The 19,194-nt window shown below is 44.8% G+C and carries 15 protein-coding genes; 3 read left to right on the forward strand and 12 right to left on the reverse strand.

Annotated features, from left to right (window positions below; all coding sequences use genetic code 11):
* The 6 genes from R7E51_RS07390 to yfbV all read right to left on the reverse strand — a co-directional run bounded on the left by R7E51_RS07390 (position 1) and on the right by yfbV (position 7,253).
* On the reverse strand, positions 1-1,461 hold the full coding sequence (locus tag R7E51_RS07390) for a sensor domain-containing diguanylate cyclase (protein WP_005387278.1): 1,461 nt from the start codon (positions 1,459-1,461) through the stop codon (positions 1-3).
* A 174-nt stretch (positions 1,462-1,635) separates the two neighbouring features.
* Complete coding sequence (malZ, locus tag R7E51_RS07395) at positions 1,636-3,462, reverse strand: maltodextrin glucosidase (protein ID WP_206958074.1); 1,827 nt, start codon at positions 3,460-3,462, stop codon at positions 1,636-1,638.
* Between the two features lie 141 nt (positions 3,463-3,603).
* Complete coding sequence (locus R7E51_RS07400; protein WP_005387275.1) at positions 3,604-4,398, reverse strand: ABC transporter ATP-binding protein; 795 nt, start codon at positions 4,396-4,398, stop codon at positions 3,604-3,606.
* Entirely contained in the window at positions 4,395-5,330 is a 936-nt protein-coding gene (locus tag R7E51_RS07405; protein WP_085569758.1) for an ABC transporter permease, read from the reverse strand. Before R7E51_RS07405 ends, R7E51_RS07400 begins: the two co-directional genes overlap by 4 nt.
* Positions 5,331-5,504: 174 nt before the next feature.
* Positions 5,505-6,470, reverse strand: coding sequence for an ABC transporter substrate-binding protein (locus tag R7E51_RS07410; protein WP_005380811.1), 966 nt, complete (start codon positions 6,468-6,470; stop codon positions 5,505-5,507).
* Between the two features lie 330 nt (positions 6,471-6,800).
* Complete coding sequence (gene yfbV / locus R7E51_RS07415; RefSeq protein WP_005380809.1) at positions 6,801-7,253, reverse strand: terminus macrodomain insulation protein YfbV; 453 nt, start codon at positions 7,251-7,253, stop codon at positions 6,801-6,803.
* A 346-nt stretch (positions 7,254-7,599) separates the two neighbouring features.
* On the opposite strand from yfbV, the gene R7E51_RS07420 reads away from it, so the two are divergent.
* From R7E51_RS07420 to R7E51_RS07430, 3 genes are all read left to right on the forward strand, one after another.
* Positions 7,600-8,796 carry an acetate kinase gene (locus R7E51_RS07420; protein WP_005380807.1) on the forward strand — a complete coding sequence of 399 codons (1,197 nt, stop codon included), beginning with the start codon at positions 7,600-7,602 and terminating at the stop codon, positions 8,794-8,796.
* Between the two features lie 136 nt (positions 8,797-8,932).
* A complete protein-coding gene (pta, locus tag R7E51_RS07425) occupies positions 8,933-11,077 on the forward strand; it encodes a phosphate acetyltransferase (protein WP_005380805.1) in 2,145 nt (714 codons plus the stop codon).
* 342 nt (positions 11,078-11,419) lie between these two features.
* Positions 11,420-11,842, forward strand: coding sequence for a DUF7282 domain-containing protein (locus R7E51_RS07430; protein ID WP_005380804.1), 423 nt, complete (start codon positions 11,420-11,422; stop codon positions 11,840-11,842).
* 114 nt (positions 11,843-11,956) lie between these two features.
* Here R7E51_RS07430 and R7E51_RS07435 read toward each other — a convergent pair whose 3' ends face one another.
* The 6 genes from R7E51_RS07435 to R7E51_RS07460 all read right to left on the reverse strand — a co-directional run bounded on the left by R7E51_RS07435 (position 11,957) and on the right by R7E51_RS07460 (position 18,706).
* A complete protein-coding gene (locus R7E51_RS07435) occupies positions 11,957-12,904 on the reverse strand; it encodes a glutathione S-transferase family protein (RefSeq protein WP_206958076.1) in 948 nt (315 codons plus the stop codon).
* 167 nt (positions 12,905-13,071) lie between these two features.
* Complete coding sequence (oppF, locus tag R7E51_RS07440) at positions 13,072-14,085, reverse strand: murein tripeptide/oligopeptide ABC transporter ATP binding protein OppF (protein WP_005387265.1); 1,014 nt, start codon at positions 14,083-14,085, stop codon at positions 13,072-13,074.
* Positions 14,064-15,035: an ABC transporter ATP-binding protein gene (locus R7E51_RS07445; RefSeq protein WP_005380792.1), complete on the reverse strand. Its 972-nt coding sequence runs from the start codon at positions 15,033-15,035 to the stop codon at positions 14,064-14,066. Before R7E51_RS07445 ends, oppF begins: the two co-directional genes overlap by 22 nt.
* A gap of 27 nt (positions 15,036-15,062) precedes the next feature.
* Positions 15,063-15,965, reverse strand: coding sequence for an oligopeptide ABC transporter permease OppC (oppC, locus tag R7E51_RS07450; protein WP_017633861.1), 903 nt, complete (start codon positions 15,963-15,965; stop codon positions 15,063-15,065).
* 15 nt (positions 15,966-15,980) lie between these two features.
* Positions 15,981-16,901, reverse strand: a complete 921-nt coding sequence (oppB, locus tag R7E51_RS07455) for an oligopeptide ABC transporter permease OppB (protein WP_005380786.1) — start codon at positions 16,899-16,901, stop codon at positions 15,981-15,983.
* A gap of 128 nt (positions 16,902-17,029) precedes the next feature.
* On the reverse strand, positions 17,030-18,706 hold the full coding sequence (locus R7E51_RS07460; RefSeq protein ID WP_017633862.1) for an ABC transporter substrate-binding protein: 1,677 nt from the start codon (positions 18,704-18,706) through the stop codon (positions 17,030-17,032).
* Positions 18,707-19,194 lie beyond the last annotated feature (488 nt).

A 19,194-nucleotide genomic window follows, 5' to 3' on the forward strand; every position in this document is an offset into this window, starting at 1 on the left:
CTAGTAACAGATCTTATTTTTGCCGGTACTTTTGGCTTGATATAACTTTTCATCCGCCGCTTTAAACAATTCATCAAAGTTTTCTACTCGGCTCTCTTTACTAAACACCACACCGCCAGAGATCGTAAAGCCTTCTTTCGTTACGCGTATCGAGCGCTCATCTATGGCTTTTTTTACTCTGTCTAAAATGAGTTTAATGCCTTCTGAATCTTCGTCATAAATCGCTAAAACGAATTCTTCGCCACCAAACCTTGAGGCAACATCGGTATGGCGAATATTTTCACGTATACATTTTGCAACAAGCTGAATTGCAGAATCACCGACATCATGACCATAGGTGTCGTTGATCTTCTTGAAGTTATCAATATCGAACACTGCCAAAGCAACCTGTTTTTTTGTCATCTTATTACGCCACACGGTTTGCATACCTCGACGATTCAATAAGCTGGTCATTGGGTCTCTTGCTGCCAGTTCTTTAAAGTAACGTCGCTCGCTATGCATATTCACATAGAACAAGACGACGGTACTCAGCACGTAAATAAATAGTGCGACAATAAGGCTGTATTTTTCAAAAACCGCTAGGTTCTTAGCTTCATCCCAAAGGTTGTACTCGTAGTACATGCTGTGATTCGCACTCAATCGCTCTAATTCGACTGGTTTGATTCGTGTACTGTTTGAAGGAATGGATTGTAAATTGGAAACCAAATGAAACTGACCAACAAGACCTAGCGACGAAGCCATGAGCGTATTGATGTCAAAATCAATAGACAAAACACCTTGATGTTCTCCTTTCTCATAGACGGGTACCGTCATACTAATGACTTGACCTTCCATCGAGTCCAACACAGGCCCTGGTCCAGCCAAGGTAATGTTCACTTTATCTTGCGCGGTTTTTTGCCAAAAAGGTCGGGCTTTTAGCGTTGACAAAAGCTCTCTAGTGAAATTTTTTGCGTAGGTATCGGGTGAGGAGATAACGTAACCGCGCTTGTCAATGTAATGGATTCCAACAATGTGCGATTCAATATCGTGCAGAAATGACAATGACGGCGCAAAACCCGCCTTTTGTTCAGCTAACTGGTTAATCGTTGAACCTTGCTGACATAAGCTTTCATCCCCTACGATCATATAATCAAGGTCAACCGCAGGTAACCCTTCACTATAAACACTTTCGAGTAATAACACATCTATAGGCCAAAGATAACAAAGCCCTTCTTTGACTAAAGAATTATGTTCTTCAAACAGTGGGTTAGCGTAATTGGTATAGTTGGTGAAGCTGTAATCTAAAGCCGTGAGTACTTTAATACCGCGAGACATTGCACGCTCGATACGCGAATACTCAGAATCGATATAGCGGTTAACCGCATCATAGTAATTTTTCGTTGTCACGAGTAAAACCACTACAAATAACGCCAGAGGAAAAAAGATGACAAATGAGAGGCTAAATCGCCTTTGGTTTACCATTGAGTACCATGCATATGAAAGGTCAATAGTCTCTTATGACTGCTATTAAATTGATACTCGTTATCTGGTGACGCATGCAATGCAGCACCAGATAACAAGAGACCAAACAAATGTGTGCGCGCTGTTTGAGACCGTTTATATATTAAAGGAGTTTAATCAATATAGAGTGTGGTGTCACTTTAGTCGCCATAATTTGCAGCTCTGTGCCGACATATTGACAGAGATATGACCTTTATAATCAACCTGTTCTGTGTCATCTAACAACGATATAACTTGGCTAACCTCCAAGCCCAGTTGCCACATAGGTAAATCGATTGAACATTCATTACCACTGAGATTAATCATAACAACGACTGCTTCACGACCCAGTACACGTGCGTACGCCAACTGGTTGTTAGTGCAATGCAGCCATTGAATACAGCCCGACTGTAAAGGCTTACATTGTTTACGTATCTTGACCCATTGTTGGTAAAGCGATAGCCATTGTGAACTTTCAATTTCATTCCAAGGAAAACAACGACGATTATCCGGGTCTAGCCCTCCTTCTAGACCGACTTCACTCCCATAGTAAATACAAGGCGTGCCAACGTAAGTCATAAGCATTGCTAGCGCGATGTTCATTTTACGCTTATCACCATCAACCAATGTGATAAACCGAGCAGTATCGTGACTATCGAGTTGATTTAGCTGCGATAGCTGATTCGAAAATGGGATTTTTGCTCTGGCTTCGTCCAACCATACTTTAAACTCCAAACCATCAATGTTGATTGGATCGTACATAATGTCTTGTCGTGCGATAAAAGCTCGGACTGGATGAGCAAAACCGTAGTAGTTCATCGCCCCATCCTCTTGATCACCTTGCAACCACTGCGTTGCTTCAAAAAAGTGCTCACCTAACACATAAGCATTCGGGTTTACTGACTTAGTTGCATGACGAAACGCTGCCACATAATGAGCATTGTTTTTCGCGCCGTCCCCTTCGCCAAGCATATGGATTACATCAAACCGCCAGCCATCAACCAAGTACGGTGGCTTCAGCCAATACTTGATGACAGAATCTTCACTTTGGTAGATGTAGTCGCGCACCTGTTCATTTTCGAAGTTCAGAACCGGTAAGTTACCAATGCCTTTCCAACCCATGTAGTGATTGGTTTCGCCTTCGAAAAAGTAGTAATCACGGAACTTTGACTGCGGATTGCCATACGCTCCTTCTCCTTTTTGTTCGATATCAAACCAAGGATGATGCACTGACGTGTGGTTAAACACCGCGTCTAAGACAATCTTCATATTCTTACCACGGATTTTCTCACACAGTTCAGCAAACTGATCATTGGTGCCGAACATAGGGTCAACAGTGAAGTAATCAGTGGTGTCGTATTTATGATTACTTGGTGAAGAAAAGATCGGATTAAAATAAAGCGCAGTAACGCCGAGCTGTTCAAGATAGTCCAACTTTTGCTCCACACCTTTGAGGTCGCCGCCAAAGAATTCACGCGCCCCGGTATTTTGGTGAGAGCCTACCGCGTCTCCCCACGGCTTGACGATCGATGCAGAATCATACTGAGCATAAGCGTGGCGAATATCAGACTCACTTTTACTAGCAGAAAAACGGTCAGGAAAGATTTGATAGAAAACTTGCTCTTGGACCCAGCTTGGTGGTTGATGCTCTACATTCAACTTAAAGTGGAACTCTTTGGGTGGAATACGCTTTTGTACGCCTCGTGCATCGAGCCAGTATTGTTGTCCGTCTTTGAGGAGCTTAAACACATAATGTGTGACATCTCGATCTTGATTTGGTCGAAACGATGCCTCCCATAGTAATAATTCACCAGCCGTTCCTACTTGAGCCATGTCGACCAGATATTCTTCATTGTCCGGCTCAATACGCACATAGACGGAATCAAAATCCAATGTCTCGGTTTTCAGTCTGACTGTAACTTGCTCGTCATTAAAAGCTAAACCATCAATAGTTTGACTATGAAAAATAAATGGCAGGTTCATTATGGGCACTCCTCGTCATCGGATATGCCACTATGTTATTGAAGAATTAGAGACAAGAAATCCTCCCTGCGAGTTGACATATCAGCCAATTTTCTCAAGGAGGATCACACTTAGTAGGCGTAGTGACTTGTCGGATACCGCTTAGTTCAACAAAAGACTGTCATCTGCCAGCTCTTCACCACGCACTTTAGAGAACATATCCAGCAAGTCTGGTACTTGCATGTTAGCACGCTGCTCTCCAGCCACATCAAGCACAATTTCACCTTGGTGAAGCATTACGGTCCTATCGCCACATGCTAATGCGTCTTTCATCGAATGCGTCACCATCATCACGGTTAAGTCGAACTCATCGACAATACGTTTAGTTAAGTCGATAACAAACGCCGCCATACGAGGATCAAGCGCAGCCGTGTGTTCATCAAGCAATAACAACTTACTCTCCGATAACGTCGCCATCACAAGGCTAACGGCTTGTCGTTGCCCACCAGACAGCAACCCAATGCTATCGCCCAAGCGGTCTTCTAAACCAAGACCAAGGATGCTAATTCTCTCTTGGAACAGCTTGCGACGTTTAGTAGAGAGCGCCAACCCCCAGCTGCGTTTTTTACCACGCATGTGCGCTAGAGCCATGTTCTCTTCTATCGTCAGTTCACCACAAGTCCCGGCCAATGGATCTTGAAACACTCGGGCACATTGCGTCGCACGTTGGGCTACCGTCTGCTTGGTGACGTCTTTGCCATCAATGATCACCTGACCACCTATCATCGGCGTCTCACCTGTCACCGCACCAAGCAACGTCGATTTTCCTGCGCCATTAGAACCAATCACGGTAAGAAATTGATGCTCTGGAACCTCTAAAGAGACGCCTTTCAATGCACGATTTTCCAAAATCGTCCCTGGGTTGAACGTGACCTGAATGTTATTTAGTTCGATCATAATGCCTCCCCAGAACCATTTTTTGATGCCGCTTGTTTAGCATCAGTAACGCGTTGTTTCGCTCTCATGCTCTGTTTTAGCTTTGGCGCAATAAGCGCCACGGCCACCAATACTGCGGTAACCAGGTTGAGGTCTGAAGCTTGTAAACCAAACATGCCAGAACTCAAAGCGAAAGCCACTGCAAGACGATAAAGTACCGAACCGATGATGACCGCAAATACCGCAACCCAAATCTTGCGCCCGGGAATGAGGGTCTGGCCCAAAATCACAGCAGCCAAACCAACGACAATGGTGCCCACGCCAGAGGTCACATCCGCAAAGCTGTTCGTTTGTGCAAACAACGCGCCTGCGAATCCCACAAACCCGTTGGATAAAGCCAAGCCAAAGTAGGTATAAAAGCCAGTGCTAGCCCCTTGCGCAGAAACCATACGCGCATTCACACCCGTGGCTCGTAAACCAAGACCAAAGTCGCTGTTCAGCAGGCGAATGACAAAGAAAGCGGACAGAAGAACTAAGACCCCAACAACCAGAGGGCGAATAAACATCGCATCGCCCAATGCTTCAAACGGAGTGAGAATAGTATCCTCTCCAAGCAACGCCATATTAGGTTTGCCCATAATACGAATATTAATTGAAAATGCAGCGATCATGGTAAGAATGGAAGCTAACAGGTGTAAAATACCACACCGAACAGCCAGAAAAGCGGTTACCCACCCCGTCATACTACCAGCTATCATCGCCATTATTGTCGCAAACCAAGGATTAATACCTGCGACAATCGCCGTTGCAGCCACCGCAGCTCCCATTGGAAAGCTGCCATCCACACTCAAATCGGGGAAATCTAGAACACGGAACGTAAGATACACACCCAGAGCGACTAGGCCATAAATCAAGCCAATTTCGAGTGCGCCAAAAAAAGCAAATGCAGACATAACTGCTCCTTTCTGCATACTCAGGCTGGCTAATACCAACCTGAACGTAAGACTTCTAACGTATACTCCCCTTCTTCTCTAGCAGAATGCTCTACACGAGAAATCCGGCGAGTATCAATTTTGGGGCAAGCCTCTATCAACCAACGTGACAGGCTTAACCCCAAAAAGCGTTACTTATTGCATGCTTGTCGCACGTTCAATCACAGAACTTGGCAGCTTGATACCGAGCTTAGATGCTGCGCTTTCATTAATTACAAGGTCAGAGCCCGTCGCGACTTTTACATCCAGCTTGCCTGGTTCTTGACCATCAAGAATCGCCGCAACGTAATCCGCGGTTTGTACACCAACCTGGTAGTAGTCAAAACCTAAGCCTGCAATCGCACCTTTTTCGACATATGACGTCGCGCCACCAAATACAGGTTTCTTCGCTTGATTCGCTGCCACAATCATCCCTTCAATCGCACTTGCAACTGTATTGTCTGTTGGGGCGTAAAGAATGTCTGATTTCGCTGCAATCGCTTGAGTCGCAGACTGAACATCAGCACTTTTTAGTGCGGTCGCTTCAACCACTTGTATGCCTTTTGCTTTTGCGCTTTCTTTTAGTAATTCAACTAAAGTCACGGCATTAGCTTCACCGGGATTAAATACAACCCCGATGCTTTTCACCTGAGGAAGAATTTCTTGGATGAGATCGACATGCTGAGCAACGGGTGAAAGATCAGACAGGCCAGTTACGTTTTTGCCTGGTTGTTCCATCGACTTAACCAATTTCGCACCAACCGGATCTGTTACCGCAGTAAATACAACAGGAATAGAGCGAGTAGCCGACACCAAGGCTTGTGCCGAAGGTGTCGCGATGCCAACTAACACATCAGGATTTTCGCCGACGTACTGACGGGCAATTTGCACCGCAATCGCTGGATTACCCTGTGCGGTCTTATAATCAAATTCTAGATTTTTGCCTTCTTCGTAGCCTTTCGCTTTCAAACCATCAAGTAACCCTTGGCGCGTCGCGTCTAACGCCGGGTGTTCGACAATCTGTGAAACTGCGACAGTTGCAGTGGCGGCCAGTACATTGGTAGAAGAGAAAATAGCAGTAGCTGATAGAACGGCAGTGGCTAATAAACGTTTCGTTTTCATCATAACTCCTTGATGTGACTTCGTCCTTGTTTCACGAGCTTTCAATATGTGTATCGACTCGTGAATTCAAATGTTTGAAGGCGGTATTGTTGTGTTCATATAACTGTGCACTTCTTGCGCATCTTGTTTTTATTATTACTACTAAGTCTTAGTAAAGAAAAGAAAGATTTAACACTAAAGCAACATTTGTGATCGGGGGGACTTCTTCATCCGGAAAGAATCTTTGGTAAACAAAGCTTCGCTCGCTTCATCAACGACCGTCAAAGTAGGTAATAGAGGCAGGATCAAAAATGGAGCGGCCAGTGCACACTCCATTTCAAACAATTTAAATTAGAACCAACGCTCTAATGACGATTTATCGAGCTGGCGAAACGCTCGGTTCAGTATTATCGCAAGCTCTTTGTAACGAGGGCGAGCTTTGACAGGCTCTAATGCAAAACCTGTTTCCACAATTTTTTGATGCAACTCCCGATACCAAGAGGCCAAAGAAGGCGGCAATTTCGTGTTGGATCGAGCACCAAGCCACCAAATGCCTTGAAGTGGCAAGCTAATCGCAAACAAGGCGACAACAATGGATTGAGGTAACGCGTGGTAATTGTTGAATGCCATTTGAGTGAGTACGCTGATCGCAGCAACGGCCGGCATGACTTTAATGCCAAAGCGAGTCGCCTTAATGATACGCTGTTCCGGAAATATGGCGCTTAGCTCTTTACGAACCGGCCAGATCTCCATGTAATTCTGGCCATCTTTCAGGCTATGGATCAATCCGACTTTATTACTCATACCGCTCTCTCACTAAAAAATAGTTGAACATTTCAACTGAAGGTACAAAAAATTGATGAAAGTTAATATTCTTTCAAATTTTTTTTGTTATCATTGCTTATTATCGCTATCCTTTGCAGACCCTCAATCTCATTGTTGCTGTTATTTACAATTTAAGCAACTCCGAGATATCTATCTGCACGGATCGCATCATAGTGATGGAAGGGTTCATCACTATTTCTTTATATGGAATTAGAACAATTTTTGACCAGGATTAGTACGCAGCCTTCTGGGTATCGGCTATTCTTGTGATTAATTTTTCATTCTTTAACTGATTTTTTATCAGACGAATAACAGGTAGTCATACATGTCTAAGCTAGTTTTAGTTTTAAACTGCGGTAGTTCTTCTCTTAAATTTGCCGTTGTTGATGCCGAGAACGGCGACGAGCACTTGTCAGGTCTTGCTGAGTGTCTTCACCTTCCTGAAGCTCGCATCAAGTGGAAACTTGATGGCAAGCACGAAGCTCAACTAGGCAATGGTGCAGCTCACGAAGAAGCACTAGCGTTTATGGTAGAAACTATTCTTGCTTCTAAGCCAGAGCTTAAAGCTAACCTAGGCGCAATCGGTCACCGTATCGTTCACGGCGGCGAGCAGTTCACTCAATCTGCACTAATTACTGATGAAGTTCTAAAAGGTATTCAAGACGCTGCAACATTTGCACCTCTTCATAACCCTGCTCACATCATCGGTATCGAAGCGGCTAAGAAAAACTTCCCAGAGCTGAAAAACGTTGCTGTATTTGACACTGCGTTCCACCAAACTATGCCTGAAGAGTCTTACCTATATGCTCTTCCATACAACCTATACAAAGAACACGGTATCCGTCGTTACGGCATGCACGGTACTTCTCACTTGTTCATCACTCGTGAAGTTGCAGGCCTACTAAACAAACCAGTTGAAGAAGTAAACATCATCAACTGTCACCTAGGTAACGGCGCATCTGTATGTGCGATCAAGAACGGTCAATCTGTAGACACTTCTATGGGTCTTACTCCACTTGAAGGTCTGGTAATGGGTACTCGCTGTGGCGACATCGACCCTGCTATCGTCTTCCACCTACACGACGCTCTAGGTTACTCTGTTGATCAAATCAACACGATGCTAACTAAAGAGTCTGGTCTTCAAGGTCTAACTGAAGTGACTTCTGACTGTCGTTTCGTTGAAGACAACTACGGTCAAAAAGAAGAAGCAACGCGCGCAATGGACGTGTTCTGTCACCGTCTAGCTAAATACGTTGCTGGCTACACTGCTTCAATGGAAGGCCGTCTAGACGCAATCACTTTCACTGGCGGTATCGGCGAGAACTCTGGCCCTATCCGTGAAATGGTTCTAAACCGTCTTGGCATCTTCGGTATCGAAGTAGATAGCGAAGCTAACCTTAAAGCTCGCTTCGGCGGCGAAGGCGTTATCACGACTGAAAACAGCCGTATCCCTGCAATGGTTATCTCTACTAACGAAGAGCTAGTCATCGCTGAAGACACTGCTCGCCTGACAGGTCTTTAATTGAATTCCTGGCTAGCCACTCGGCTAGCCAGATTTTCAATCAAACGAATTTCTTAGGGGCTCAACTCCTATTCTTCGAGCTTCATGGAATAAGAGTTGAGCTTTTATCCCCCAAATAGCTAAAGGTACTCTACGAATGTCTCGTACTATTATGCTTATCCCTACTAGCGCAGGCGTTGGCCTAACAAGCGTTAGCATGGGTGTTCTTCGCGCTATGGAGCGTAAAGGCGTTAAAGTTTCTTTCTACAAGCCAATCTGTCAGCCACGTTCAGGTGGTGATCAGCCAGATCTGACTTCAACTATCGTTGGTCGTAACAGCGATATGAAGATCGGTGAACCAATGGCGATGTCTGTTGCTGAAAGCCTAATCGGTAACGACAACATGGACGAGCTGCTAGAAACCGTTGTTGAACGTTACAACCAAATCAACAAAGACGCAGACGTTACGCTAATCGAAGGTCTTGTACCTACTCGTAAGCACCCATTTGCAAACCAAGTAAACGCGGAAATCGCGGCAACACTTGGTGCAGAAATCGTGCTAGTTGCGACTCCAGGTACTGATAACCCTGCGCAACTGAAAGAGCGTATCGAAGTAGCATGTTCTAACTTCGGCGGCACTAAAAACAAAAACATCTCTGGTGTTATCATCAACAAACTAAACGCTCCTGTTGACGAAGCTGGCCGTACTCGCCCTGACCTATCTGAAATCTTTGACGATGCAGACAGCGCGAAACAAAACGAATTGAAAGTGATGGAAATTTTCAACACTTCTCCAATTCGTGTACTAGGTTGTGTGCCATGGAGCATTGATCTGATTGCGACTCGTGCAATCGACATGGCTAAACACCTGAAAGCAGATATCATCAACGAAGGTGACATCAACACTCGTCGCATCAAGAGCATCACTTTCTGTGCACGTTCTCTGCCAAACATGATTGAGCACTTCAAACCGGGTTCTCTACTTGTTACTTCTGCAGACCGTCCTGATGTTATCGTTGCTGCTTCTCTTGCTGCAATGAACGGTGTGGATATTGGTGCAGTACTGCTAACTGGCGGTTACGATATCCCTAGCGAAATCGAAGGCCTATGTAAACCAGCATTCGACACTGGTCTACCTATCTTCAAAGCACAAGGTAACACTTGGCAAACGTCTCTAAACCTACAGAGCTTCAGCATAGAAGTACCTGCAGACGATAAAGAGCGTATCGAGTTCATCAACGAACACGTTGCTGGCCACATCGACGGTAACTGGATCGAGTCTATGACTGAAGGCACTCAGAAGTCTCGTCGTCTAAGCCCACCAGCGTTCCGTTACCAGCTAACCGAACTTGCTCGTAAAGCAGGTAAGCGTATCGTTCTTCCAGAAGGTGACGAACCACGCACAGTTAAAGCAGCAGCAATCTGTGCTGAACGCGGCATTGCAGACTGTGTACTTCTAGGTAACCCAGATGAAATCCGTCGCGTAGCGGCTCAACAAGGCGTTGAGCTAGGTACTGGTGTAACCATCATTGATGCAGATGCTGTTCGTGAAAACTACGTTGCTCGCCTAGTTGAGTTGCGCGGTGCGAAAGGCATGACTGAAGTTGTGGCTCGTGAGAAGCTACAAGATTCAGTATTCCTAGGCACAATGATGCTTGAGAACGACGAAGTTGACGGCCTAGTTTCTGGTGCTGTTCACACTACGGCGAACACTATCGTTCCTCCGTTCCAAATCATCAAGACGGCACCAAATGCGTCTATCGTATCTTCAGTATTCTTCATGCTTCTGCCTGATCAAGTACTGGTTTACGGTGACTGTGCAATCAACCCAGATCCAACTGCTGAACAGCTTGCTGAAATCGCTATCCAATCTGCTGACTCTGCAGCAGCATTCGGTATCGAACCACGCGTTGCAATGATCTCTTACTCTACTGGTGAATCTGGTAAGGGTGCAGATGTTGATAAAGTACGTGAAGCAACAAAACTGGCTCAAGAGAAACGTCCTGATCTTATCATTGACGGTCCTCTACAGTACGACGCTGCTATTATGGAAAACGTTGCTGCTTCTAAAGCACCAAACTCTCCAGTTGCAGGTAAAGCGACAGTGTTTGTATTCCCAGACCTAAACACGGGTAACACGACTTACAAAGCGGTACAACGTTCAGCTGACCTAGTATCTATCGGTCCAATGCTGCAAGGTATGCGTAAACCTGTAAACGACTTGTCTCGTGGCGCGCTAGTAGACGACATCGTGTACACCATCGCTCTAACAGCTATCCAAGCAGACCAAGAAGCTAAATAATCGCTTCTGACATCTAGTTGGATATAGATACAAAGCCCTCGATTCGTCGAGGGCTTTTTCTATTGCTGGCCAGAACACTTATTTGTTTTTTATACCAATCACTGCACAACCTATAATTACTGGTGCACAAAGCTTTTCTTCCTACCGCACCCCATACCTAATCGACATTGCTCGTGCTTGTTCTTACACCGATTGACCCACTCCCCAAAATGCATTGGCTCCAAAGCAGCACGGTCCCTGTTCAATTTATCGACATTATTTACGTTTTAGCTAAACTTTTTTGCTAGGAAATACGTAAAAGCTACTGCAATGCACAAACTCATTGACTGCTAAGGAATATATATGAAGGATTTCATCAATACATCACTGATAAAGTTTGGTTTAGCTGCGTTTCTGATTAGTTTTTCTTCATTCAGCTTTTCCGCCCCGAGTATTAAAGGCGTCGATCAAGATATGTCCGGAGGAACGGTGACCGCTGAAATGGCTCATGCTGATGACAATGGGTGGATGGTTGTCCACCGAACAGACGAATCAATGAAGCCTGGTCCTGTTATCGGCTACGCTCCGTTAAAAATGGGAAAGAATGAAAACGTAAATGCAATTTTGATGGAACCAGTAGAATCAGGCGATATGCTGATGTTAATGGTCCACGGAGAGAAAGGTGGCATGAAGACTGGTGTGTTTGAGTATACGCTCGGCGCTAAAGAGGACGGTCCTGTAAAAGTGGACGGAAAGCTAGTGATGGACATCGTACGCGCTAAGTAAGGTGGCGATGAATGAAAAAGTAAACTTCCTACTCCCGGTATTTAGATGACACAAAAGTACTTAACGGCATTGCTAACCGTTAAGTACTTTTTCATTTGCGATGGAAGCAGCAAACTAGCCAATCCTTTCTCTTCCATGAGGAGTATTTAGGTCTAAATCAGGCCCTTTTGGTACAACTTGCGTCGGATTAATCCCAGTGTGGCTGAAGTAGTAGTGGCGTTTAATGTGATAGAAATCCGTCGTTTCTTCGACGCCTTCGACTTGATATAACTCTTTTAAGTAGCCTTGTATATTTTCGTAGTCTGCGATGCGCTGCTTGTTACACTTGAAATGCCCCACATACACCGCATCAAAACGAATAAGAGTCGTAAACAAACGCCAATCCGCCTCAGTAATTGTGTTCCCTGCTAAGTAACGATGCGTAGCTAGGTGAGCATCGATTTTATCTAACGCATTAAACAAAGAATCAAACGCTTCTTCATACGCCTCTTGCGTAGTCGCGAAGCCACAACGATACACACCGTTGTTGACATTCGGATAAACAAAATCGTTCCACTCATCAATAACGTGTTTTAGATGTTCTGGATAGTAGTCGTCGTGATTCCCTGTTAACGCATTGAACTCCGAGTTAAACATACGAATGATCTCTGACGACTCGTTCGACACAATAGTATTGGTCTTTTTATCCCAAAGTACAGGCACGGTTACGCGGCCCGTGTAATCGGGTTTGGCCTGCGTGTAAATTTGATACATGCGCGTGTGACCAAACAATGGCTCAGGAAGCCCCATTTGCCAACCTTGGCTGAGCATATCAGGGCAAACGACCGTGACATCAATATGTGGTTCTAAACCTTTCAGCTTGCGGAAAATGAGGGTTCGATGTGCCCAAGGACAAGCAAGAGAGACATACAAATGGTATCGACCGGACTCTGGCGTAAACTCCGCATCAGGGTCGTTTTTAACCCAGTTACGGAATCCGGCATCTTCGCGCACAAATTTGCCACCATTTGATTTTGTGTCATACCAGACATCTTGCCAAACACCTTCAACCAACTTACCCATGATTGCTCTCCTCTCGTTCTGTTTGTGTCTATATTAGCGTTTCCTATCAAACAGAGAATCATCGAACTTAGGACATCATGTTCAAGAAATTCGAATGTATAAATCAGACACATAAAAAAAGCGCGACCCGATGAAGGTGTCGCGCTTAAGCCCGTCACAGGCTGAATTTATACACTAACGTGTAAACAAGATACCGCGTGAACGTCATTACCTAAAATGGTTGGCTTCGTCTTCGCACACTCTTCGGTTGCTTGTGGGCAACGAGTGCGGAATACACAACCCGACGGTGGGTTGATAGGTGAAGGAAGATCACCCTCTAGCATTTGGATTTTCTTATTGCGCTCAATATCCGGGTCCGGGATCGGAACCGCAGACATCAGCGCACGCGTATATGGGTGCTTAGGATCAGCAAACAGAGCCTCGGCCTCGCCAAGTTCCACGGCATTACCTAAATACATAACTAAAACGCGATCTGAAATGTGTTTAACGACAGACAAGTCATGCGCAATGAATACCAGAGAAAGCCCTAACTCTTTTTGAATCTCTTTAAGCAGGTTAACAACCTGAGCTTGAATAGATACATCAAGCGCCGATACTGGCTCGTCACAAATGATCATCTTAGGCTTAAGGATAAGCGCACGCGCTATCCCGATACGCTGACACTGACCACCCGAGAACTCGTGTGGGTAACGGTTAATCACGTTAGGTAATAGGCCAACTTTCGCCATCATCTCTTTAACGCGATCTTTCACTTCCTGCTTAGACAGTTCTGGATAGAATGTCTCAAGAGGTTCAGCGATGATATCACCAACAGTCATACGCGGATTCAGCGATGCCAATGGGTCTTGGAAAATCATCTGAATTTCTTTACGCGTCTCACGGCGCTGAACGCTTTTCATTTTAGTAAGGTCTTGACCCAACCAAACTACTTGGCCGTCAGTAGCTTCAACCAGACCAATGATGGCACGAGCAAACGTCGATTTACCACAACCTGATTCACCTACTACACCAAGCGTTTCCCCTTCGTATAGTCGAACGTTCACGCCATCTACCGCTTTCAGGCTCGAAGGCTTTGACCACGGCCATGCCGACTTTGAGGCAATGCTGAAGTGAACTTTCAGCTCAGAAATGTCCAGAATTAGTTTTTTGTCTACTGCGTTCATTTGTTCCAAGCCTCCCATTCAGAAAAACATGCACGCTGACGACCATCACCAAATGGTGTCAGAATTGGCGCCTCGCGCTTACAACGATCCATCACACGGTGACAGCGCTCTTGATAAGGGCAGCCCGGCGGTAGACGAAGCAAGTTTGGTGGATTACCAGGAATGGTCGGCAGAATTTCACCCTCAGTATCGAGGCGAGGAATCGCCTTCAGCAGCCCCTCCGCATAAGGATGGCTTGGATTGTAGAAAATTTCGTTTACGTTACCGTACTCCATAGTACGGCCTGCATACATCACCAGCACCTTGTCACACGAACCTGCAACCACACCAAGGTCGTGCGTGATCATGATGATCGCTGTGTTGAACTCAGATTTCAGCTCATTCAACAAGTCCATGATCTGTGCTTGTACCGTCACATCAAGTGCTGTTGTTGGCTCATCGGCAATAAGCAGTTTAGGACGACATAACAACGCCATCGCGATCATTACACGCTGACGCATACCGCCTGAAAACTCATGCGGGTACATCGTGATACGCTTACGCGCTTCAGGGATTTTTACCGCTTCCAGCATGCGTACTGATTCTTCAAATGCTTCCGCTTTGCCCATGCCTTTGTGCAGCATAAGCACTTCCATCAACTGATCACTCACTTTCATGTAAGGGTTCAGTGATGTCATTGGGTCTTGGAAGATCATTGCGATCTGTTCCGCACGCACTTTGTTCAGTTCTTTTTCTGGTAAGTTTAGGATTTCTTTGCCTTCAAACTTTGCGCTACCAGAAATAATACCGTTCTTAGCCAAAAGGCCCATGATTGCGAATACGGTTTGAGATTTACCTGATCCCGACTCTCCAACGATACCTAAGGTTTCGCCTTGGTTGAGAGAGAAGTTCAAATCGTTTACTGCGGTTACGATACCATCTTGCGTGGTGAATTCGACGCGCAGATCTTTGACATCTAATAAGCTCATCATTGCTTCCTTAATCTTATCTTTTAATTATCTGTCTTTTGGATCCAGCGCATCGCGCAGGCCGTCACCAACGTAGTTGAAGCAGAATAGCGTCACAACCATGAACACTGCTGGGAATGCCAGCTGCCAGATTGCTACTTCCATTGTCTGTGCACCTTCTTGTAGAAGAGCGCCCCAACTTGTCATTGGTTCCTGAACACCAAGACCAAGGAATGATAGGAATGATTCCGTTAGAATCATACTTGGGATAAGCAGCGTAGAGTATACCGCTACAATACCCAGTACGTTCGGTACGATATGACGAGTAATGATTTTCCAGTTGCTTACACCACACACATGTGCCGCTTCGATAAACTCCTTGCTACGTAGACTAAGAGTCTGACCACGTACGATACGCGCCATATCTAGCCATGCGATAGCACCAATCGCAACGAAGATCAGCATGATGTTACGACCGAAGAATGTTACCAGTACAATCACCAGGAACATAAACGGTACCGCGTATAAAATTTCTAGAATACGCATCATTACGCGGTCAACTTTACCGCCGATGAAACCAGATGCTGCGCCGTAGAGCGTACCAATCAGTACCGCTACAAATGCACCCATAACACCTACCATCAACGAAATACGACCTCCAATTAGCGTACGCACGTATAAATCACGGCCTAAGCTGTCAGTACCAAACCAATGGTCAGCATTCGGTGCAACGTGCATCGCGTACCAGTCAGTATCATCAAATGTGTACGGTGCGATCATTGGCAGGATAATAACCGCCAAGGTCATTAGAACAAGAAGGAATAAGCTCACCATCGCCGCTTTGTTGCGCATGAAACGGATACGAGCATCTTGCCAAAGACTGCGACCTTCAATCTCCAAGTTTTCGGAGAATTTCTCAATCGCTTCTAGGTTTTCTTTTTTCGTTAACATAACCAAACGTCCCTGTTAGTAGCGAATTTTCGGGTCAATCATTGCAAGTAAAATATCTACAATCGCGTTGAATAGAATGAATAGGAAACCAATCAGAATGGTTACCCCCATTACTAGCGAGTAGTCACGGTTAAACGCAGCGTTAACGAATAGTTTACCAATACCAGGCAGACCAAAAATGGTTTCGATAACAACGGAACCGGTGATGATACCTACGAAAGCTGGGCCCATGTAAGAAACAACAGGGAGAAGTGCCGGCTTAAGAGCGTGTTTGATAATGATATAACGGTAACTTAGACCTTTAGCACGTGCCGTACGAATAAAGTTACTGTTTAGGGTTTCGATCATCGAACCACGCGTGATACGAGCAAAGGTAGCAACATACAGTAGCGACATACCAATAACAGGAAGCACTAAATACTGCCAGCTACCATCTTGCCAACCGCCCGCAGGGAAGATATTCCAATGAAGCGAGAATATGTAGATAAGCGCAGGCGCTAATACAAAGGATGGCATTACGACACCAAGCATCGCAGTCGACATAATGGTGTAATCAATCCAAGTATTTTGCTTGAGCGCAGCAATGGTACCGACGGTAACCCCCATTATCAAAGTAAAGATAAAGGCGATGAAGCCCACTTTAGCCGAAACAGGTAAGGCAACCGCGATCAGCTCGTTTACTGAGTAATCAAGGTATTTAAATGACGGTCCGAAATCACCTTGGATAACATTGGTCAAATACGTGGTGTATTGTTCAAATACAGGTTTATCCAAGCCATATTTAGCTTCGATGTTTGCCATTACTTCGGGTGGCAATGGACGCTCTGTCGAGAAAGGGTTTCCCGGTGCAAAGCGCATAAGAAAGAAAGATACGGTGATCAAAACCAACATTGTTGGGATCGCCTCAAATATCCTTTTTGCGATGAATTTAAGCATAAACTCACTCTTTCAGTCTGTGACAGTTAAATTAAAGAAGTCGTCCAGTTCTTTTGGACTAAAGATAGGCGCTACATGCAATTTCTCACATGTAGGGCCTCATTTTTATAGTTCTATCGAGTTACGAATTACTCTGTGATGTAGAGATCTTTAGAGTAAATCTTGTCTTCCGCGTTATTTACTGGGAAGCCACCAACTTTCGGTGATAGTAGACGTGATTTCACGTACTGGTAGATAGGTGCGATTGGCATATCTTTTGCCATCAACTTCTCTGCTTCTAGGTAAAGTGCTTGGCGCTCTTCGTCAGAAGTTGAAGCAAATGCTTTGTTCATGATCGCATCGTACTCTTTGCTGTCGTAGTGAATACCACCAGTAGTGTTATTACTCATCATCAGCGTTAGGAAAGATGAAGCTTCGTTGTAGTCGCCACACCAACCTGCACGAGCAACCTCAAAGTTGCCAGAATCTTTGGTAGATAGGTAAGTTTTCCACTCTTGGTTTTCTAGCGTAACGTCTAGACCAAGTGTCTTCTTCCACATTGAACCCAGTGCAACCGCAAGTTTCTTGTGGTTCTCTGATGTATTGTATAGAAGGTTAAATTCAAGAGGGTTGTCTGCGCCGTAACCCGCTTCTTCCAATAGACGCGCAGCTTCTGCGTTACGCTCTTCTTGCGTCATTTTGCCGTATGCAGGAATTTCTGGGTTGAAACCTGCCGTAATTTCAGGTGTTAGGAAGTAAGCTGGCTTTTGACCTTGACCTAAAATCGCATCGGTCACAATGTTACGGTCAATCGCATAAGAAATCGCTTTACGCACACGAACATCATCAAACGGCTTTTTCTTCGTATTGAAGATGTAGTAGTAAGTACATAAGTTACCGGTTACAGACACTTCTTGTGGGTGCTCTTTCTTCAGACGCTTGAAGTGCTCTGTAGGCAGCTCGTTCGTGAAGTCGATTTCACCCGCTAGGAAGCGGTTCATTTCCGCTACTTGGTTCTCGATTGGTAGGAAAGTAACTTGGTCAAGCGTCGTGTTTTCGTTGTCCCAGTACTGTTCGTTACGTTTTAGAACCAAACGCTCGTTTACAACCCAGTTGTCAACAACATAAGCACCGTTACCTACAAAGTTCTCTGGCTTCGTCCATTGATCGCCGAACTTTTCAACAGTTGCTTGATGAACAGGTTTCACTGTCGTGTGGCCCATCATCATTACAAAATATGGTACTGCAGTATCTAACTCAACCACTAACGTGTGATCGTCAACCGCTTTAACACCTAACTCGCTCTTATCTTTTTTACCCGCAACAATGTCTTTTGCGTTCTTCATCTTGGTGTATTCCATGTACCAAGCATATGGAGAGGCGGTTGCTGGATCGACTGCGCGTTGGAAGCTGTAAACGAAATCACCTGCAGTGACAGGATCACCGTTTGACCATTTTGCGTCTTCACGTAAGTGGAAAGTGTATGTTTTGTTGTCTTCAGTTTCCCAAGATTCTGCAACACCAGGGATAGTGTTACCGTCCGCATCTTGGTTTACAAGGCCTTCAAGAAGATCGCGAATCACGTGGGATTCTGGAACACCTTGAGATTTATGAGGGTCTATTGTCGCAACTTCTGTACCGTTACCACGCACCAATTCTTGAACAGCAGCAAGTTTTGGCTCTTTAGAATCAGATTTAGCTTCAGGGGCTGGAGCCGGAGCAGGCTCAGCAGCTTGTTTCTCCGCAGGCTTTTCACCACAACCAGCTAGAGCGAGAGAAAGACCAGCACCAATAAATAAAGCGCGCGTGATTTTATTCTTATACATGCGTAAAACTCCAAATTTTTTCGTTAGCATCCATGACTTCTTTGTAAGGGCCTGGAACGGTCAGAGTTTTAGATTTTTTTAGTGCACTTTCTGAGCACAAAAGTCTAAAACCTTACAAAGACTGCGGCACACATTAGCAATCATTGAAGTAATTTGCCATAAAAATGTAGCAAAAAAACCAATAATGCTGACTAAACCACACATATCTAGCAGTAAACTCTAACCCCAAAGCATTCACCAGCCAAATAAAGACCAGAAGCGACATTTAACAGGCGAAACTTTCGATTAATCTGAGTTTAAACCATTTACTAGCATCTTATGCTAGATATTTACACATCATTTAACATTTATGACAAATCAAGTCTAACAAATAATTGTTTATATATTGGGCAAAAAACTTTTATTGTGAAGAATATCACCAGACAAAAGATAGGAAATATTGAAACAAAGTGAGCAATACAATGAAGATAAATACAAAAAAAGCTAAG

The sequence above is a fragment of the Vibrio sp. Vb1166 genome (assembly GCF_033338695.1).
GTDB classification, from domain to species: domain Bacteria; phylum Pseudomonadota; class Gammaproteobacteria; order Enterobacterales; family Vibrionaceae; genus Vibrio; species Vibrio alginolyticus.